Origin of the sequence: Pseudomonas sp. PSPC2-3 (assembly GCF_049898265.1) — a bacterium.
Lineage (GTDB): Bacteria > Pseudomonadota > Gammaproteobacteria > Pseudomonadales > Pseudomonadaceae > Aquipseudomonas > Aquipseudomonas veronii.
On record NZ_JAFCXJ010000002.1, the window covers coordinates 485,473 to 504,404 of the forward strand.

The 18,932-nt window shown below is 62.1% G+C and carries 14 protein-coding genes; 4 read left to right on the plus strand and 10 right to left on the minus strand.

The genetic code is table 11. The features are described 5' to 3' along the window. Nucleotides 1–10: 10 nt before the first annotated feature. The 3 genes from ACP7E3_RS06145 to ACP7E3_RS06155 form a co-directional block, all read right to left on the minus strand. Nucleotides 11–469, minus strand: a complete 459-nt coding sequence (locus ACP7E3_RS06145) for an HIT family protein (RefSeq protein ID WP_026140168.1) — start codon at nucleotides 467–469, stop codon at nucleotides 11–13. A 229-nt stretch (nucleotides 470–698) separates the two neighbouring features. Further along, a complete protein-coding gene (gene cysS, locus ACP7E3_RS06150; RefSeq protein WP_017848094.1) occupies nucleotides 699–2,087 on the minus strand; it encodes a cysteine--tRNA ligase in 1,389 nt (462 codons plus the stop codon). A 14-nt stretch (nucleotides 2,088–2,101) separates the two neighbouring features. Continuing rightward, entirely contained in the window at nucleotides 2,102–3,799 is a 1,698-nt protein-coding gene (locus tag ACP7E3_RS06155; protein WP_017848095.1) for a glutamine--tRNA ligase/YqeY domain fusion protein, read from the minus strand. Between the two features lie 248 nt (nucleotides 3,800–4,047). On the opposite strand from ACP7E3_RS06155, the gene ACP7E3_RS06160 reads away from it, so the two are divergent. Together ACP7E3_RS06160 and lpxH are read left to right on the plus strand one after the other, a co-directional pair. Next, entirely contained in the window at nucleotides 4,048–4,551 is a 504-nt protein-coding gene (locus ACP7E3_RS06160) for a peptidylprolyl isomerase (RefSeq protein ID WP_017848096.1), read from the plus strand. Then, nucleotides 4,548–5,297: a UDP-2,3-diacylglucosamine diphosphatase gene (lpxH, locus tag ACP7E3_RS06165; protein WP_057004440.1), complete on the plus strand. Its 750-nt coding sequence runs from the start codon at nucleotides 4,548–4,550 to the stop codon at nucleotides 5,295–5,297. The genes ACP7E3_RS06160 and lpxH overlap by 4 nt, the downstream gene beginning before the upstream one ends. A 141-nt stretch (nucleotides 5,298–5,438) precedes the next feature. Here lpxH and ACP7E3_RS06170 read toward each other — a convergent pair whose 3' ends face one another. From ACP7E3_RS06170 to ACP7E3_RS06200, 7 genes are all read right to left on the minus strand, one after another. After that, nucleotides 5,439–6,968 (minus strand): DHA2 family efflux MFS transporter permease subunit, encoded by a 1,530-nt coding sequence (locus ACP7E3_RS06170; protein WP_046382879.1) that lies wholly within the window; start codon nucleotides 6,966–6,968, stop codon nucleotides 5,439–5,441. After that, nucleotides 6,968–8,164, minus strand: coding sequence for an efflux RND transporter periplasmic adaptor subunit (locus ACP7E3_RS06175; protein WP_128191847.1), 1,197 nt, complete (start codon nucleotides 8,162–8,164; stop codon nucleotides 6,968–6,970). Before ACP7E3_RS06175 ends, ACP7E3_RS06170 begins: the two co-directional genes overlap by 1 nt. A gap of 15 nt (nucleotides 8,165–8,179) precedes the next feature. After that, nucleotides 8,180–9,631: an efflux transporter outer membrane subunit gene (locus ACP7E3_RS06180; protein ID WP_426122573.1), complete on the minus strand. Its 1,452-nt coding sequence runs from the start codon at nucleotides 9,629–9,631 to the stop codon at nucleotides 8,180–8,182. Continuing rightward, nucleotides 9,628–10,101, minus strand: a complete 474-nt coding sequence (locus tag ACP7E3_RS06185) for a MarR family winged helix-turn-helix transcriptional regulator (protein WP_232565827.1) — start codon at nucleotides 10,099–10,101, stop codon at nucleotides 9,628–9,630. Before ACP7E3_RS06185 ends, ACP7E3_RS06180 begins: the two co-directional genes overlap by 4 nt. A gap of 142 nt (nucleotides 10,102–10,243) precedes the next feature. Beyond that, entirely contained in the window at nucleotides 10,244–13,915 is a 3,672-nt protein-coding gene (locus ACP7E3_RS06190; protein ID WP_426122575.1) for a translocation/assembly module TamB domain-containing protein, read from the minus strand. Further along, nucleotides 13,915–15,642, minus strand: a complete 1,728-nt coding sequence (locus tag ACP7E3_RS06195) for an autotransporter assembly complex protein TamA (RefSeq protein ID WP_017848103.1) — start codon at nucleotides 15,640–15,642, stop codon at nucleotides 13,915–13,917. The genes ACP7E3_RS06190 and ACP7E3_RS06195 overlap by 1 nt, the downstream gene beginning before the upstream one ends. Before the next feature lie 63 nt (nucleotides 15,643–15,705). Continuing rightward, complete coding sequence (locus ACP7E3_RS06200; RefSeq protein WP_017848104.1) at nucleotides 15,706–16,356, minus strand: GNAT family N-acetyltransferase; 651 nt, start codon at nucleotides 16,354–16,356, stop codon at nucleotides 15,706–15,708. Nucleotides 16,357–16,524: 168 nt separating this feature from the next. Here ACP7E3_RS06200 and xthA point away from each other — a divergent pair, with 168 nt between their 5' ends. After that, entirely contained in the window at nucleotides 16,525–17,337 is an 813-nt protein-coding gene (xthA, locus tag ACP7E3_RS06205) for an exodeoxyribonuclease III (RefSeq protein WP_017848105.1), read from the plus strand. Between the two features lie 134 nt (nucleotides 17,338–17,471). Continuing rightward, entirely contained in the window at nucleotides 17,472–18,803 is a 1,332-nt protein-coding gene (locus ACP7E3_RS06210; protein ID WP_057004445.1) for a substrate-binding domain-containing protein, read from the plus strand. The last annotated feature ends 129 nt before the right edge of the window (nucleotides 18,804–18,932 follow it).

Sequence of the window (18,932 nt, forward strand, 5' to 3'; positions counted from 1 at the left end):
TGGATCGAGGCTAGGCGAAGGATCGGATGTGTGCCGCCAACTCCGCTAATTCGGCATCATCCGCCCGCACAAAATCGTGGGACGAGATGTACCCCTCGTAGCGATCAAAGAACTTGTCGACCCTGGAACTGATGGGCTTGAAGTCACTGTCCTGTCCGGTCCCATGCATGGGAAACAGCTTCGCATGCAGGTGATCCACCCCGTAGCCTTCCAGAATCATCCCCGTGCGCGCCACATCGGGAAACGCCCGGTCGATCTGCTGCGCAGTTTTCTTCGCCGCCACCACCAGACCTGCCAGCACCTCATCCGACTGGGCGAAGGCGTAGCTTCCGTAGTGCTGCTTGGGGATCACCACGCTGAAACCGGGTGTGTTGGGGAAAATAGACAGGAAGGCCATATGCTGTTCGTCTTCCCACAGAATATGGGCCGGGGAGGTTTTTCGGACAATGCTGCAGAAAATACAATCCATTTGAATCACCGTCAGTTTCATCATGGGCTTGGTCTGGTCGACCATCTAAAGCCAGGATTGGGCGGGCGTCAAAGCAAATGGGCTTTTTCCAGAACGTCGCAGGTTGGCTACCGCTCGAAGCCGTGTTCCGACAGCGTTACGAAGACCGGCCCTTCGCGCATGTTTCGCTGAACCCAAAATGAAAAACGCCCCGAACCAGTCGGGGCGTTTTTCATTCAGCGTTTACTGATCAAGCCTGATCAGCCAAGCGCCACGTCGTCCCACCCTTGCCGTCTTCCAACACCACACCCATCGCGGTCAGTTGGTCACGGATCCGGTCGGACTCCGCCCAGTCCTTGTTGGCCCGCGCCGTCAAGCGCGCCTGGATCAGCGCGTCCACTTCAGCCGCATCCACACGCCCTTCGGCGCCGGCTTGCAGGAAGTCGTCGGCTTCCATCTGCAACACGCCCAGCACGCTGGCCAGTTCTTTCAGGCGTGCAGCCAGACCGGCCGCGGCGTCGAGATCGCTCTCACGCAGGCGGTTGATCTCGCGCACCATCTCGAACAGCACCGCGCAGGCTTCCGGTGTGCCGAAGTCGTCGTTCATCACTTCGGTGAAGCGGGCCACGAACGCTTCGCCGCCGGCCGGCGCCACAGAGGGCAGGCCTTTCAACGCGTGGTAGAAACGCTCCAGGGCGCCTTTGGCGTCCTTGAGGTTGTCTTCCGAATAGTTGATCGCGCTGCGGTAGTGGCTGGACACCAGCAGGTAGCGGACCACCTCCGGGTGGTACTTTTCCAGCACGTCGCGGATGGTGAAGAAGTTGTTCAAGGACTTGGACATCTTCTCGCCATTGATGCGGATCATGCCGCAGTGCATCCAGGCGTTGGCGTAGGTCTTGCCGGTGGCGGCTTCGCTTTGGGCGATTTCGTTTTCGTGGTGCGGGAACTCGAGGTCGCTGCCGCCGCCATGAATGTCGAAGGTCTCGCCCAGGCAGCAGGTGGACATCACCGAGCATTCGATGTGCCAGCCCGGACGCCCGGCGCCCCAAGGCGATTCCCAGCTTGGCTCGCCGGGTTTGGTGCCTTTCCACAGCACGAAGTCGAGCGGGTCTTGCTTGGCTTCGTCGACTTCGATGCGCGCGCCGATGCGCAGGTCTTCGATTTTCTTGCGCGACAGCTTGCCGTAGCCCATGAACTTGGCGACGCGGTAGTACACGTCGCCATTGCCTGGAGCGTAGGCGTAGCCCTTGTCGATCAAGGTCTGGATCATCGCGTGCATGCCCGGGATATGGTCCGTGGCACGCGGTTCCATGTCCGGCTTGAGGATGTTGAGGCGCGCCTCGTCCTCGTGCATGGCGGCGATCATGCGCGCGGTCAGGACGTCGAACGGCTCGCCGTTTTCCTTGGCGCGGTTGATGATCTTGTCGTCGATGTCGGTGATGTTGCGCACATAGGTCAAGTCGTAGCCGCTGAAACGCAACCAGCGGGTCACCAGGTCAAAGGCGACCATGCTGCGGCCGTGGCCGATGTGGCAGTAGTCGTACACGGTCATGCCGCACACGTACATGCGTACCTTGTTGCCATCCAGCGGCTTGAAGACTTCTTTGCTCTTGCTGAGCGTGTTGTAGATCGTTAGCACGACGGTTCCTTAAATCACTGGCCCCACGAATCACGCAAGGTCACGGTACGGTTGAATACCGGATGGCCAGGTTTCGAGTCCTTGATATCCGCGCAGAAGTAGCCTTCGCGCTCGAACTGGAAACGGTCTTCCGGCTGTGCATTGCCAAGGGATGGCTCGGCACGACAACCCGTGAGTACTTGCAGGGAGTTCGGATTGATGTTGTCGAGGAAGCTCGCGCTGTCTTCGGCTTTCTCAGGGTTCGGCGAACGGAACAGACGGTCGTACAGACGCACTTCGCACTCGACGCTGGCGGCGGCCGGCACCCAGTGGATCACGCCCTTGACCTTGCGGCCTTCAGGGTTCTTGCCCAGGGTTTCTGGATCATACGAGCAGCGCAGTTCGACGATGTTGCCCGCGGCGTCCTTGATCGCTTCGTCGGCGCGGATCACGTAGCTGCCGCGCAGGCGCACTTCGCCGGTAGGTTCCAGGCGCTTGTAGCCTTTTGGCGGCTCTTCCATGAAGTCGTCACGGTCGATGTAGATTTCACGGGCGAACGGCAGTGCGCGCACGCCCATGTCTTCTTTCGGGTGGCGTGGCAGTTCGAGGTTCTCGACCTGGCCTTCCGGGTAGTTGGTGATCACGACTTTCAGCGGGCGCAGCACGCACATGGCGCGCGGGGCGCTGTGGTCGAGGTCGTCACGGATGCTGAATTCGAGCATGCCGAAGTCGACCACGCCGTCGGAACGGTTGGTGCCGACCATTTCGCAGAAGTTGCGGATGGACTTGGGCGTGTAGCCGCGACGGCGGAAGCCCGACAGCGTCGACATGCGCGGGTCGTCCCAGCCGTTGACGTGCTGTTCATCCACCAGTTGCTTGAGCTTGCGCTTGCTGGTGATGGTGTAGTTCAGGTTCAGGCGGCTGAATTCGTACTGGCGCGGGTGTGCCGGAACCGGCAGGTGCTCCAGGAACCATTCGTACAGCGGACGGTGACTTTCGAACTCCAGGGTGCAGATGGAGTGGGTGATGCCTTCGATGGCGTCCGACTGGCCGTGGGTGAAGTCGTAGTTCGGGTAGATGCACCACTTGTCACCGGTCTGGTGGTGATGGGCATGGCGGATGCGGTACATGATCGGGTCGCGCAGGTTCATGTTCGGCGAGGCCATGTCGATCTTGGCACGCAGTACACGGGCACCGTCTGCGAACTCACCGGCGCGCATGCGGGCGAACCAGTCCAGGTTCTCTTCCACCGAACGGTCGCGGAACGGGCTGTTCTTGCCCGGTTCGGTCAGCGTGCCACGGTATTCCTTGGCCTGTTCAGGGGTGAGGTCGTCGACGTAGGCCTTGCCGGCCTTGATCAGCACGATGGCCCAGTCGAACAACTGGTCGAAATACTTGGACGCATAGCGCACTTCACCGGACCATTCGAAGCCCAGCCACTTGATGTCGCTTTCGATGGCGTCGATGTATTCCTGGTCTTCCTTGGCCGGGTTGGTATCGTCGAAACGCAGGTGCGTGACGCCACCGAACTCCTGGGCCAGACCGAAGTTCACACAGATCGACTTGGCGTGACCGATGTGCAGGTAGCCGTTGGGCTCCGGCGGAAAGCGCGTGACGATCTGCGTGTGCTTGCCCGAATCCAGGTCCGCCTGGATGATCGGGCGCAGGAAATTGACCGTGGCGGCAGGACCGGCCTTGGCGTTCGAGGTAGGGTCGACAGTGGGCTTGCTCATATTATCCTTGAACAGACGAGTACGTGGCCTTGGGCAGGCCAGATAAAACAAAGGGCTTATCATAGCCGAAGCGGTCAACCGCCTGACAGGGTGCGGCCAAAAACTGCTGCTTTAATTGCCCGGGCGGTAAAAAACCACCTCGAAATTCCCGCAGGGCACGCTAAACTGCGCGTCTTGGCCAACGTTTAGCCAAACAGGTCAGGCGCACAGCGCCCGAACCCACGAATTCCCTGAAAAGAGTAGTACACATGACTCAAGTCAAACTGACCACCAACCACGGTGACATCGTCATCGAGCTGAACGCCGAGAAAGCGCCGATCACCGTCGCCAACTTCATTGAATACGTGAAAGCCGGCCACTACGAAAACACCGTTTTCCACCGTGTCATCGGCAACTTCATGGTCCAGGGCGGCGGTTTCGAGCCTGGCATGAAAGAAAAGAAAGACAAGCGCCCAAGCATCCAGAACGAAGCGGACAACGGCCTTTCCAACGACAAATACACCGTCGCCATGGCCCGTACCATGGAGCCGCATTCGGCCTCCGCGCAGTTCTTCATCAACGTCGCCGACAACGCCTTCCTCAACCACAGCGGCAAGAACGTGCAGGGCTGGGGCTACGCGGTGTTCGGTAAAGTCACCGAAGGCACTGACGTCGTCGACAAGATCAAAGGCGTTGCCACCACCAGCAAAGCCGGCCACCAAGACGTGCCAGCAGACGACGTGATCATCGAGAAAGCCGAGATCATTGAGTGATATTGCTGATTTCAGACTTGCATCTGGAAGAGGAGCGCCCGGACATTACCCGGGCGTTTCTGGATTTACTCCACGGCCGCGCCCGTGGCGCCCAGGCGTTGTACATCCTCGGGGACTTCTTTGAAGCCTGGGTTGGCGACGATGGGATCACCCCTTTCCAGCGCTCGATTTGCGCGGCCCTGCGCGAACTGAGCGACAGCGGCACCGCGATTTTCATCATGCACGGCAACCGCGACTTCCTGATCGGCAAGACGTTCTGCAAAGCCGCAGGCGCCAAGCTGCTCAAGGACCCGAGCGTCGTGCAACTCGCCGGCGAGCCCGTGCTGCTGATGCACGGCGACAGCCTCTGCACCCGCGACGTCGGTTATATGAAGCTGCGGCGCATCCTGCGCAACCCGATTGTGCTGTTTATCCTGCGTCACCTGCCCTTGCGCACCCGCCACAAACTGGCGCGCAAGCTGCGCAACGAAAGCCGGGCGCAGACGCGGATGAAAGCCAACGACATTGTCGACGTCACCCCCGAGGAAGTGCCGCGGGTGATGCAGCAGTTCGGTGTGCGTACCCTGGTCCACGGCCATACGCACCGCCCCGCCATTCATAAGTTGCAGATCGGCGATCAGGCGGCCAAGCGTATTGTGCTGGGGGATTGGGACAAGCAAGGCTGGGCATTGCAGGTGGATGAGCAAGGGTTTCAGCTGGCGGCGTTTGACTTCGTCAATCCGCAACTGGCACTGCCGGGCGCCTGATCAAATGTGGGAGGGGGCTTGCCCCCGATGGCAGTGGGTCAGCTTCAAATAGGCTGACTGATACACCGCTATCGGGGGCAAGCCCCCTCCCACAGTTGATTGCATTTCAGCCCTGGTTGATTGCATTTCAGCCTTGGCTGATCAGTGCCCTGATGCAGCCGGTCCCGCCTTCGCGGTAAACGGCGGTTTGGCCAGCCACACCAGCAGCATCAAGCCCATGAACATCCACCCCAGCAACGTGAAGTAATCCACGGTGGACATCATGTATGCCTGGCTGGTGAGGATCTGGTCGAGTTGGGCGTAGGCCTTTTGCCCCGCGCCGCCCAACGCATTCAACGCATCGCGGGTCGCCGCGTCGTAGGTGGTCATGTTCTCGCTCATGTACGCATGGTGCTGGTCGGCGCGGCGAATCCAGATCCAGGTGGTCAGCGAGGCCGCGAAGCTGCCGCCCAGGGTCCGCAGGAACGTCGCCAGGCCGGCGCCGTCGGCGATCTGGTGCGGCGGCAGGTCGGACATCAGGATGCTCAAGGTCGGCATGAAGAACAGCGCCACGCCGATGCCCATGAACAGCTGCACCAGGGCGATGTGCTGGAAGTCCACCTCATTGGTGAAGCTGGCGCGCATGAAGCAGCTCAAGCCAATCGCCAGGAACGCCAGGCCCGCCAGGACGCGCAGGTCGAATCGGTGCGCGTACTTGCCGACAAACGGCGACATCAGCACCGGCAGAATACCGATCGGCGCCACGGCCAGGCCGGCCCAGGTCGCGGTGTAGCCCATCTGGGTTTGCAGCCACTGCGGCAGGATCAGGTTGATGCCGAAGAAGCCCGCGTAGCCGAGGACCAGCACGATGGTGCCGATGCGGAAGTTGCGGTAGGCGAACAGCCGCAGGTTGACCACTGGGTGTTTGTCGGTCATCTCCCAGATGATGAACACCGCCAGGGCAATCACCGAAATCGCCGCCCCCACGATGATGAAGTTGGATTCGAACCAGTCCAGGTCGTTGCCCTTGTCGAGGATGATCTGCAACGCGCCGACCCCGACGATCAAGCTCAACAACCCCACATAGTCCATCGGCTGGTAGCTGGTGACCACCGGGCGTTTCTTCAACTGCGAACGCACCACCATCACCGCAAAGATGCCGATGGGCACGTTGATGAAGAAGATCCACGGCCAGCTGTAGCTGTCGGTGATCCAGCCGCCGAGGATGGGACCGGCAATCGGCGCCACCACCGTGACCATCGCCAGCAGTGCCAGGGCCATGCCGCGCCTCGCCGGCGGGTAGACCGCGATCAGCAACGTCTGGGTCATCGGGTACAACGGCCCCGCCACCAGGCCTTGCAACACCCGAAAGCCGATCAGCTCGGGCATCGACGTGGAAATACCGCAGAGAAACGAGGCCAGCACAAACAGCACGGTGGCCCAGAGAAACAGCTTCACCTCGCCGAAGCGCCGGCTCAACCAGCCGGTCAGCGGCAGGGCAATGGCGTTGCTCACCGCAAACGAGGTGATCACCCAGGTGCCCTGCTCCGAACTCACGCCAAGGTTGCCGGAAATGGTCGGCAACGCCACGTTGGCGATCGTGGTATCGAGCACCTGCATGAAGGTCGCCAGCGACAGGCCAATCGTGGCCATCACCAAGCTGGGTGGCGAGAAGGACGCGTTATGGCTCATCAGCGTTGCACAGCCTTGGGCGCGGCGAGGCTGTTGTCATGAATCAACTGGGTGATCATGGCATCGGCTTCGGCCAACTGGCGGTCATACACGTTGGTGGTGAACGAGGCCTTTTGCGGCGCCTGTTGCGCCAGTACCGGGCCGCTGCGGTCGTGCAGGTCGACGTTGACCACCGTGCTCAAGCCCACCCGCAGTGGGTGTTTGGTCAGTTCTTCGGCATTGACGTGGATGCGTACCGGCACCCGTTGCACGATCTTGATCCAGTTGCCGGTGGCGTTCTGCGCAGGCAGCAAGGCAAACGCGCTGCCGGTGCCGGCGCCGAGGCTGTCGATGGTGCCGCTGAACTTCACATCGCTGCCATAAATGTCCGCTTCGATGTCCACCGGTTGGCCGATACGCATATTGCGCAGTTGGGTTTCTTTGAAGTTGGCGTCGATCCACAGCTGGTTCAGCGGGATCACCGCCATCAACGCCGTCCCCGGCTGCACGCGCTGGCCCAGTTGCACGGTGCGCTTGGCCACATAGCCGGTGACGGGGGCGATCAGGGTGCTGCGCGCATTGGCCAGGTACGCCTGGCGCAGTTGCGCGGCGGCGGCTTGCACGTCCGGATGGGACGAGATCACCGTGTCATCGACCAGGGCGTTGCTGCTTTTGAGCTGCTGCTCAAGGTTGGTCAGGGCATTCTTGGCCGCGGTCAGGCTGTCGCGGGCGTGGGACAGTTCTTCCTGGGAAATCGCCCCGCCCTGGGCCAGGGTCTTACGCCGGTTGTAGTTGTCCTCGGCAGTTTGCACGTCGGCTTTCTGCGCATTGACCTGGGCTTTCATGCCGTCGACGTTGCTGTACAAGCCCCGCACCTGGCGCACGGTGCGGGCCAGGTTGGCCTGCGCACTTTGCAGGCCGACCGCCGCGTCGTTGGGGTCGAAGTTGATCAGCACCTGGCCTTCGTGGACCAGGTCGCCATCGTCGGCGCCGATGCTGACCACGGTGCCGGTGACCAGCGGGGTGATTTCCACCACGTTGCCGTTCACGTAGGCGTCGTCGGTGCTTTCATTGAAGCGGCCGTAGAGTTCATACCAACCCCACACGCCGACCACGCCGAGGATGACGATCAGCACCAGGCCGACCAGCATGACTTTGCGTTTGCGCGGGTTGTTATCGGGCGTTCCCGTTGCGTTGTTGCTTTCGGCAGTGGCCATGTCAGTTACCTCAAATTATTCCGTGCGTGTAGCTGGGGTGGTCGATGCCACATTTGCGGCGTCGTAGCCGCCACCCAGGGCTTGCATCAATTGGATCGACAGATCGATTTGCGCGGCGTTCAAGGTCGCCAGCTGACGCTGGGCCTGCAGCAATTGCTGCTCGATGCTGAGCACGTCCAGGTAGTTGCCGATCCCGGAGCTGTAACGCTGCATCGCGGTGTCGTAGGACTGCTGGGCAATGTCCGCGGCATGTTGCTGGGCCTGGATCTGCCGACCGGTTTCGCGCAGTTGTGAAAGGCTGTTGCCGATATCGCCGAGGGCTTGCACCAGGGTTTTGTTGTACTGGGCCACGGCCAGGTCATAGTCGGCATCGCGCGCATCGAGGTTGGCGCGCAGGCGGCCGCCATCGAAAATCGGCAGCGAAATCGTCGGCGCAATGTTGAAGAAGCGGCTGGCCGAACCGAACATCGCATCCCCCAGCAACGACTCGGCCCCGGCGCTCGCGCTCAGGTTGAGGTTGGGGTAGAAGCTGGCCTTGCCGGCTGCGATGTTCTTGCTCGCCGCTTCCACCCGCCAACGTGCGGCGATCAGGTCCGGGCGCCGGCCCAGCAGTTCGGCGGGCAGCACCGAGGGTACGGCGACGGCGCTGGGCTTGAGTACATTCGGACGCGCCAGCTCGTTACCCCGGTCGGGGCCTTTGCCGAGCAACACCGCCAGGGCGATTTTCGCGCTCTGCAGTTGTTTTTCCGCATCGATCAGTTGCGACTGGGAGCTGGCTTCCAGGCTTTCGGTCTGTTGGAACTGGTACTGGCTGTCGATGCCCGAGTTCAGGCGGCGCTGGCTCAGGTTGAGCATTTGCCGGGCACGCTTGAGGTCGTCATTGGCCAGGTCACACACGATATGGGCCTGGCCCAGATCGCTGTAGGCCTTGGCCACATCGGCCGCCAGGGTCAGGCGCGCGGCCTGTTGGTCGATTTCGGCGGCGCGGGCCTGGCCCAAGGCCGCTTCCCAGGCGGCGCGCTGGCCGCCCCAGAGGTCGAAGTTGTAGTTGAAGCTCGCGCCGAGGCTTCGCACCGTCGAGTAGGTATCGCCCTGCAGCCGCGGGTCCTGGTCCCTGGCCAGCCGCGACCGGCTCACACCGGCGCTGGCGTCCAGGGTCGGCATGCGTGCGGCGTTCGCCGCATAGGCGGCGGCTTCCGCCTGGTGGGCACGGGCGCTGGCCACTTGCATGTCGGGGCTGTTTTGCAGGGCTTCCTGGATCAAACCGTCGAGTTGCGGGTCGCCGAGGCTTTTCCACCAGTCGGCGCTGGGCCAGGCGGCGCTCGACAGGGTCACGCCGGTCAACGACTGACCGGTCTGCAGGGTGTTGGCGTCGAGGCGCTGGCCCTGGGTATCGAGGCCGCTGAAGTTGGCGCAACCGGCCATGCTCATGGCCGCCAGCACCAGGCAAAGGGCACGTGTGTTCATTCTTTACCTACCCGCTGCAGGGTGATGGGATCACCGGCAGCTATCAGCATTTTCATGAGGATCTTTTCCAGGGTTTGCAATTCACCCGGCTCCAGTGCGCAGGCCAACTGGTTCAACGCCTCGGCGCCGATGTACGGCAGCCTGTCCGCCAGGCGCTGGCCGTCGTCGGTCAACACCAGTTGCACTTGGCGACGGTCCAGCGCCGAACGCTTGCGATCAAGCAGGCCTTTTTGCTCCAGGCGATCGAGCATGCGGGTCATCGAACCGCTGTCCAGGGACAGGTGGCGGCACAGCTCCGCCGGGGTGTCGACACCGAACTGCGCCATGATGATCAACACCTTGAACTGCGCGGCGGTGATGCCGTGGGGTTCCATATGGGTGTCGATGATCTTGTCTTTAAGGATGGCGGCACGCCCCAACAACAGCCCGAGGTGGCAGTTGTGGAAGTTGTCCGGGGTGAAGTGCTTCATCGAAAGTCACCTTATTACTGCCTAGGCAGCGAATGTGTGACGAGATATTACTGCTTAGGCAGCGAATGTCAAATGAAATGATTAGCTTGCTTGGTATGTGCGAGCGAGCAAGCCCGCTCGCACTTTTTCATCGAGGGCGGATCTAGAAATCCCGCTTATAGAAAATATCCAACGAACTGGCCACACCACTGGCCACCTCCAGATACACCTTCTTGCTCAACAGGTAGCGCAAAGCAATGGTGCTGGCCGGCTCGAACACCCCAACCCCATAACGCAGGCTGAGTTTCTCCGAGATCTTGCCGCTGGCGACCACGGCGGTGTTGGTGCCGCTGCCTTGGGTGTCGAGTTCGAAGTCCTGGATGCCGAGGTTCTTGGCAATGTCCGAGGTCACGCCGGCACTGCCCATCAAGCCCAGGCCCAGGGCGGCTTGGGCGAGCATATTGTTATCTTCACCGGTGGTGCTCAGCGGACGGCCGAGCACCAGGTAGGACAGCGCCTGCTCCTGGCTCATGGCCGGCTCGGAGAAGATCTGCGTAGTGGGCTGTTCGGCGCTGCCGCTCAGGCGGATACCAGCGACGACATCGCCGGTCTTGCGGATCGCTTCGATATCCAGATAAGGCTGGTCGAGCGGCCCGGCGAACAGCAAACGCGCACGGCGCACATCCAGCTTCTGGCCGTAGGCACGGTAGCGGCCGTCGTTGAGCCACAGCTCGCCGCGGGTGTCCAGGTTGTCGCCGATATGCACATGCCCCTGCACCTTGGCGGTGAGGCCGAAGCCCGAGAAGTTGAGCTGGTCTTCACCCACCGCCACGTCGATATCCATTGCCATTGCCATCGGCGGCTTGCCCTCTTCGGTCTGGCTGCCGACGATCACCGTGTCATCGGAGACCTTGACCGTCGACGGCGGCAGTTCGCGCACGGTGATGTCACCCCGCGGGATCTGCACCTTGCCGACGATCGCGAGCTTGTCGTTCTTCAGGCTGATCTTCAGGTCGGGCGCAACTTCCAGCACCGCGTAAGGTTCGACGGTGACCGGCAAGTGCGCGCCTTGCAGGCTGAGGTCGACCGCCAGGGCGCGGCCCCAGTCGATGTGGCCCTTGAGGCTGCCCTGCCCGGCCTTGCCGCTGTGCCAGTTGCCATCGAGTTGCACGCTTTCGCCGGCAATCAGCGCCTGTACGTTCAAGCCTTCGAGGCTGATGGGCAGTTCCGCCCCGGAAATCTCGCCGCCCACCAGGTTCATGCTGCCGTTGACCAGCGGCGCCAGCAGGCCACCGGAGATGCGGCCATTGCCGTTGAGCTTGCCGTTGAGTTTTTCCACCATCGGCACAAACGGCCGCGCCACGGTGAGGTCCAGACCGGTGAGGCTGAAAGTACCGGTGATCGGCTTGTTTTTCGCCAGCGGGTTGATCTGTGCCTGCAACCGCAACTCACCGAGCTTGCCGCCCTGGAAGTTGAGCTGGGTGTCGATGCGCTTGGGGTTGAGGGTGGCGTCCAATTGCAGCGTGTCGTAGGGGAAATCCAGCCACTGGTGCTTGTCCTTGACGCGCAACGTGCCGCCACTGGCATCCACTGCGATCACGCCTTTGGGGCCGCTGGCCGGCAGGTCGAGCTGTACGTCGGCGTTGAGCGTGCCCTGCCAGGCGAAGTCCTTGGGCAACCAGGCCGCCAGGCTATCGATGGGGAATTGCTTGAGGTGGTAACGCAGCTTCGGTTCAGGCATCAGGCGCTGATCTTCAGCACACAGGCTGGCCGGGCCCGCGACCCAGCAGTGGGCGGCGAAGGTCAGCCTGCCATCGGCCAGGCGCTCGATTTTCGCCGGGGCCTGCAGCTTCCAGTCCTGGCCGCCGGCCTGCACGTCACCGCTGGCCAGGCGTCCGCGCCAGTTGCCTTGGTCGAGGTTGCCATCCAGGGCCAGGGCCAGCTTGACCAGTGGGCCGGCCAGATCCAACTGGACCTTCTGTTGCCTGACATCGCCCTGGGCGCTGGCTGTCAGGGTGCCGACTTGGGTGTCGCCGCTTTGGATGCCGCTGCCCTTGAGGTCGATCTTTGCGCGCTGGGCGTTATCGAGCGTGGCGTCGAGGCTCAGGCTTTGCAGGCGATTGTCGGCAAACGCCAGTTGCTGGCCCTTGAGGTCGAGTTTGCCTTGAGGCGCTTTGAGGCTACCGGCCACATCGAGTCGGCCATTGACCTGCCCGCGTAACTGCGGCCACAGCTGGGCCAGCCGCGTCAGTTTGATATCGATCTGCCCGGCCAGGCGTTGTTGCAGGCTGCCGCTGCCGTTGATGCGGTTGTCGCCCAGGCGGATATCCAGGTTGGCCAGGGTCCATTGCTCACCCGCGCCTTCGGCCTTGGCGGCCAATACGGCGGGCTGCCCGCGCAGACGGCCCTTGAGGCCGAGGTCGGCGCTCAGTTTGAGCTGCTGGTTCTTGAACTCGCCTTTGCTGCGCAGCGGTCCGGCCAGCGTGCCCGGCAACTCCGCGACCCAATACGCCGGGTTCAGCGCCGACAGGTCGAGCGCCGTGTCCCAGGCGATGCCATCGGCAAACTGCAGGTTGAGGTGGCCTTCGGCCTTGCCTTGGCCAGCGGTCAGTTTCAGCTCGGGCAGGAACACTTGTTTGAGGTCGCCGCTGAACGGCGTGACCACATTGAATTTGCCCGCGGGGCCATCGAGGTCGGCCTTGAGGTTGCCGAGGTAGTTGCCGTCTTTATAGAAAATTTCACCATTGAAGGTGCGCAAGGTGACTTGCGGCTCGTCAATCAAGGGGTAGAGGCGATGCCAGGGAAAGTCCAGCCAATCGATTTTCGCATCGGCTTGAAAGCCCTGCTGCCAGTCCAGCTGTGCCGTGAGTTTCAAGCTTTGTTTGTCACCGGCACTCAGATCCAGGCCGGCGATCTGCGCGCCCTTGGCATCGACCTTACCTTGCAGCAGTAAGTCCACCGGGCCCTTTTCTGCGGGCAGTACGGCTTTGCCGAGCAATTGGTAACCGCTGTCCAGGTCGCCTTTGGCGGTGAGGTCAAGTTGATTGAGTTGCAGGGTGTCAGGCAAATCGGCGCTGGGTTTGAAGGCGTCGGCGGTGATGTGCAGCTGTGCCGGCAGGTTTTCCACCAGCGGCTGCAACTCGCCGCTGAGCTTGGCCGGCAGGTAGCCGCTGCTGTCGGCGTCGAGCTTGAGGGTCTTGAGCAGGTCGCCATCGGCCCTGAACGCCACCGTCCACGGCGCGCCGCCGGGGGCGTAAGGCAGGCTCAGGTTGCCGCTGGCGGTCAACGGCCAATCACCGCTGGGTTGGAGTAGCCCGGACAGGTCCAGCACCAGATCATCGCGTTGCAGATGCACGGAATCGATCTGCAGGCCCGCGGCGGTCCAATGCGCCGCCAGTTGCATACCCTTGAGTTCCTCACTGCCGTTAAACAGCAGGCTGCCGACGCGAACGTCGCCCAACTGGAGCGCAACCGGCAACTTCAGCGCCGGCAGTTGGATCGGCCCGCTGCTCGGCTCCGTGCTCGGCGCAAATTGCAGGCTGACTTGATCCACCGCCAACCGGTCAATGCACAGCGTCAGGCGCAGCAGGCAGGCCGGCGACCAGTCGAACGTCGGCGCGTTGAGTTCGACACGGTCACTGCCCTGCTGCCACAGCAGATGCTCGGCACTCCATTGGCCGCCCAAACGGCCCTGGAAATTGTCCACGCTCAAGCCCGGCACCTGGCCCAACGCCCAACGGCTGCCCGCCTGGGTTCCGAGTACGGTCCACAGCGCCAGCAACACCACGACCAGGAGGGCAACGGCAGCCAGCCCGGCTATTTTCAAACCACGCATCACAGCTCAGGCCCCATGGAAAAGTGCAAACGGATACCGCCCGGGTCTTCCAGGGCATGGGCCAGGTCAAGGCGAATCGGCCCGACGGGCGACACCCAGCGCAGGCCGACGCCCACGCCGGTTTTCAGGCTTGGCATTTCCAGGGTGTTGAAGGAGTTGCCCTGGTCGATAAAGGTCGCGATCCGCCATTTTTCGGCGATGGAATATTGATACTCGGCGCTCAAGGCCACCATGTAGCGGCCACCGATGCGGTCGCCACGGTCGTTCTCCGGCGACAGGGTCTGGTACTCGTAACCACGCACGCTCTGGTCGCCACCGGCAAAGAAACGCAGCGACGGCGGCACCGACTTGTAGCCGTTGGTGGCACTGCCGCCGATCTGCGCCCGCGCGAGGAAACGGTGCTTGTCCCACACGGTGGTCAGGCCTTTGACCATGGCCGTGCCGTAAAGCAGGTTGGTGTCGGAGCCGAAGCCTTCCTTGGCCAGCTTGGTGTCGAATTGCAGGCGATAGCCGTGGTGGGGATCGATGCGGTTGTCGCTGCGCAAATAGGAATAGCTGAGCCCCGGCATCAACAGGTTGCTCAGGCCCGAGTCATCGCCCAGGCGATATTCTTCACGCTGCCACTTGAGGGAGACCACCCGGGTCCAGCCGCTGGGCAACTTGCTGTGCCATTCCGGGCCGAGGGTGAGCAATTTACTCAGGGTGTCGGTGTTGGCCAGTTCTTCATTCTGGTAGCCGCCGGCAAAACGCAGTTTGTCGGTAAGCGGTGGGTCGAGCGGGATGTCGTACCACAGGCCGACGTTCTGCCGTGGCGCCGACAATTCGGCTTCCCAGCCGTAACTGTGGCCCTGCGGATTGACCCAGTGGCGCGTCCAGTTGGCTTTGCCGCGCGGGCCGACGTCGGTGGAAAAGCCGAGGCCCAGGCCCATGGTGCGTGGCTTGCGGGTTTCCAGTTGCACCGCGACCGGGATCACATCGTTGGCCGACGCAGCCGGCGCGGCGTCCACCCGCACGCCCTCGAAAAAGCCGCTGGCTTGCAGGTTCTGGTTCAACTCGGCAATCAGTTCGGAATCGTAGGGCGCGCCGTTTTTGAACGGCACCATGCGTTGCAACAGTTCTTCATCGAACGGCGTATCGCCAGCAAAATTGACCTTGCCCAAGGTGTAGCGCGGGCCGCTGTCATACACCAGTTCGATATCGGCGACGCCCGCCTTGGGGTCGACCGACAGGGTCTGGCGGGTAAAGCGCCCATTGAAAAAGCCGTAGCGCGAGGCCTGGTTCTGGATCAGACGCTTGGCGTCTTCGTAATGGCCGTGGTTGAGCACGGCACCGGATTCAAGGTCGCGGCTGGCAGGCACACGAAAGGCTTTGAGGGCGGCGGCCGGGCCGTCGACCCGAATGGTCACGTCGCGCAAATGCACCGGTTCGCCGGGCTCAATGGTCAGGGTCAGGCGCGGGTTCTTGCCGCCCTGCACATCACTGCTGATCTGCGGCTGATAGAAGCCCAAGGCCTGGGCCGCTTTGCGCGCCTGCTCCTCGGCGCCACGGCTGAAGCGCAGCAACGCTTCTTCATCGCGATCGCCTACCCCGCCGATGTAGCCTTCGATGTTGGCTTTCAACGCGTCGTTTGAGGGTTTGACTCGCACGTCCAGTTCGCTTTGCGCCAAAGCGCCGCAGCTTGTGAACAGCAGAATCAAGCCGCTGGTGAATCTTCCTGGAAACTTCATAGGCGCGGATGCTACACGAGCTGGAGAGACTCTTTGAACTCAGATTTATCTGAAAATCCTGACTCAAGTCGTTACAGCCTGTAACGGCTGTGGATTGGCATGAAAAAACACATGCTCCAGGATCGGTCCTACAGCAACTTCGCCGATTTCCTCATAACCCTGACGCTTGTAGAACTCCAGGTAACGCGAGTTGCCGGTATCGAGCACCACACCGGACGAATGCGGGTCCTCGGCGCACCAGTTGTGTACCGCGCCGAGCAGTTGCTCACCGAAGTGCTTGCCCTGGAATTGCGGGTGAATACCCAGCAACGGCAACACATGCACCGAATCGCTGGGCAGGCACGCCAGCACCGCCTGGTGATAATCCAGGTAACGCCGTGTCCCCCGCACACCGGTGCTCAACCACATGCGCAATTGCCACGCCCAGCTCTCGGTGATGCCCAGACGCCGCTGGGGTGGCGCGATCAACGCAACGCCGATCAGTCGGTCGTCGACGAACAGGCCGATGGCGGGAAGCTTCTGGAAGAAATGCTGTTTGACCAACTCGCGCACGGTGGCACGGACCCGCTGCTCATACCCCGGCCGCTCAGCTTCGAAGATGTAGGCGAACGTCGGCTCATGGCGATAAGCCTGGTACAGCAGGGAGCGCGCTTCGCTGGAATAGTCGCTATTGAGCAGGCGGATTTCGGCAATCGCAGTTGAAGTGTCAGACATACAGTGAATCTCCCTGGGCGCCATTCAAAAGACGGCGTTCTTATGGGTACGAACTTACGCAGCGCGAGTCGTTCCCAGACATTAGCAGCGCATCCGTCCTACCGCCACGCTGGCCCCCGTCCGACTTGTCGGCTAGCATCGCCCTTTTGCCAGACTGGACAGCCGACCATGAAAATCGTCTCTTTCAATATCAACGGGCTACGGGCTCGCCCGCATCAGTTGGCGGCGCTGATTGAAAAGCATCAACCCGATGTGATCGGCCTACAGGAAACCAAGGTCCACGACGACCAGTTCCCGCTGGCCGAAGTGCAGGCCCTGGGGTATCACGTGTACTACCACGGCCAGAAAGGCCACTACGGCGTGGCCCTGCTCTCGCGCCAGGAAGCGCTGAGCGTACACAAAGGCTTTGCCAGCGATGAAGAAGACGCCCAGCGTCGCTTTATCTGGGGCACCTTCGCCGATGCGCAAGGCAACCCGATCACCATCATGAACGGCTATTTCCCCCAAGGCGAAAGCCGCGACCACCCCACCAAGTTCCCGGCCAAGCAGCGCTTCTACGCAGACCTGCAACAGTTGCTGGAAAGCCAGTTCAGCAACGACCAGGCGCTGGTGGTAATGGGCGATGTGAATATTTCCCCGGAAGACTGCGACATCGGCATTGGCCCCGACAATGCCAAGCGCTGGCTGAAAACCGGCAAGTGCAGCTTCCTGCCGGAAGAGCGCGAGTGGATGGCCCGCCTGAAGAACTGGGGCCTGGTGGACAGCTTCCGCCACCTCAACCCCAACGTGACCGACCGCTTCAGCTGGTTCGACTACCGCAGTCGCGGGTTTGAAGATGAACCCAAGCGTGGCCTGCGTATCGATGTGATCCTGGCGTCCAACGGCTTGCTGCCCAGGGTCAAGGATGCTGGGGTGGACTACGAACTGCGCGGCCTGGAAAAACCCTCGGACCATGCACCGATCTGGCTGGAATTGAGCTGACTTCACGGACGGCACGCTTAAACAATGTGGGAGCAAGCCCGCTCTCACATTTTTACGGTTGAGTGACAGTCATATTACTGAAACCCAACTGACTTAATCTCGCGGCACTCCCTTTGCCTTGAGACGGTGCCGGCATGATCCTGCGCGTTCTGTTACTGCTGACCCTTTTTCCCCTGAGTGCCGTTAGCGCGCCGCTGCCCATCCCCGATCAGGGCCCCGCCTTGCGCATCCAGGGCTCCAACACGATCGGCGCGGCGCTTGGCCCGGCGCTGGTCAAGGGGTTGATGGAGCAGCAGGGGCTGCAAGGGGTCCACGCTGAACCCGCCGAAGGCGCCAATGAACAGCGCGTGATCGGCAAGACCCGCCAGGGCAAGACGCTGACCATCGAGGTCGACGCCCATGGTTCCAGCACCGGTTTTGCCGCCCTGCACAAAGCCAGCGCCGACCTCGCCGCCGCCTCCCGCCCGATCAAAGACAGCGAACTGGTGGACCTCGAACCCCTGGGCGACCTGAAAAGCCCCGAGGCCGAACAGGTGATCGCCATCGACGGCCTGGCCATCATCCTCAACCCGCGCAACCCGCTGAATACGCTGAATACCGAGCAACTGGCGCAAATCTTCAACGGTGAGATCAGCACCTGGGAAGCACTCGGCGGCATCGGCGGGGCGATTCATTTATATGCGCGGGATGATCGGTCGGGCACCTATGACACCTTCAAGGACCTGGTCCTGAGCCGTCGCGGCAAGCCCCTCGCCGCGTCGGCCAAGCGGTTCGAGGCCAGCGAGCAACTGTCGGACGCGGTGAGCCAGGACCCGCAAGGCATCGGTTTCATCGGCCTGCCCTATGTGCGCCAGGCCAAGGCGGTGGCGATCGTCGACGGTGACTCGCAACCGATGCTGCCGCTGAACAGCCTGATAGCCACCGAGGACTACCCGCTGTCGCGCCGCCTGTTCTTTTACCTACCGCCGACCACGCACAATCCGTGGGCCAAGGCGCTGGTGGACTTCACCCAGAGCAGCAAGGGCCAGGCGATCGTGGCGGCCAACGGGTTTATCGCGCAGCGGGTCCAGGCGATAAGCGTGGAGCCGCGCCCGTCCATGCCCGAGGACTATCAGGCAATTGCCCGCGAGGCCCAGCGCCTGACGGTGAATTTCCGCTTCGAGGAAGGCAGCGCGAGCCTGGACAACAAGGCGCGCCAGGATGTGCAGCGCGTGGTGGCGTATATAAAAGGCCACGGCAAGCTCGACAAGCAGGTGACGCTGGTAGGGTTTGGCGATATCAAGAATGACCCCGAACGCGCGGCGCTGTTGTCCAAGCTGCGGGCGATGGCGGTGCGTCGGGAATTGGTCAAGAGCGGCGTGGTGCTCCGCGATATCCGCGGGTTCGGCGCGCAGATGCCGGTGGCGGCGAATACCGCGGATGAGGGCCGGATCAAGAATCGGCGGGTGGAGGTTTGGGTGTACTGAGGTTTGTGTTTTGTGTTGTTCGCACGGGCCTCGTCGCGGGCAAGCCCCCTCCCACACTAGACCGCGTTCTCATGCACAACTCGGTCAACTGTGGGAGGGGGCTTGCCCGCGATGGCAGGCGACGCGGTG

Bases quoted from the DNA above. Each gene is read 5' to 3' on its own strand.
- ACP7E3_RS06200 (WP_017848104.1), bottom strand. From the start codon at position 16,356: ATGTCTGACACTTCAACTGCGATTGCCGAAATCCGCCTGCTCAATAGC.
- xthA (WP_017848105.1), top strand. From the start codon at position 16,525: ATGAAAATCGTCTCTTTCAATATCAACGGGCTACGGGCTCGCCCGCAT.
- ACP7E3_RS06145 (WP_026140168.1), bottom strand. From the start codon at position 469: ATGGATTGTATTTTCTGCAGCATTGTCCGAAAAACCTCCCCGGCCCAT.
- ACP7E3_RS06160 (WP_017848096.1), top strand. From the start codon at position 4,048: ATGACTCAAGTCAAACTGACCACCAACCACGGTGACATCGTCATCGAG.
- ACP7E3_RS06190 (WP_426122575.1), bottom strand. From the start codon at position 13,915: ATGCGTGGTTTGAAAATAGCCGGGCTGGCTGCCGTTGCCCTCCTGGTC.
- ACP7E3_RS06180 (WP_426122573.1), bottom strand. From the start codon at position 9,631: ATGAACACACGTGCCCTTTGCCTGGTGCTGGCGGCCATGAGCATGGCC.
- ACP7E3_RS06175 (WP_128191847.1), bottom strand. From the start codon at position 8,164: ATGGCCACTGCCGAAAGCAACAACGCAACGGGAACGCCCGATAACAAC.
- ACP7E3_RS06195 (WP_017848103.1), bottom strand. From the start codon at position 15,642: ATGAAGTTTCCAGGAAGATTCACCAGCGGCTTGATTCTGCTGTTCACA.
- ACP7E3_RS06210 (WP_057004445.1), top strand. From the start codon at position 17,472: ATGATCCTGCGCGTTCTGTTACTGCTGACCCTTTTTCCCCTGAGTGCC.
- ACP7E3_RS06170 (WP_046382879.1), bottom strand. From the start codon at position 6,968: ATGAGCCATAACGCGTCCTTCTCGCCACCCAGCTTGGTGATGGCCACG.
- ACP7E3_RS06155 (WP_017848095.1), bottom strand. From the start codon at position 3,799: ATGAGCAAGCCCACTGTCGACCCTACCTCGAACGCCAAGGCCGGTCCT.
- ACP7E3_RS06185 (WP_232565827.1), bottom strand. From the start codon at position 10,101: ATGAAGCACTTCACCCCGGACAACTTCCACAACTGCCACCTCGGGCTG.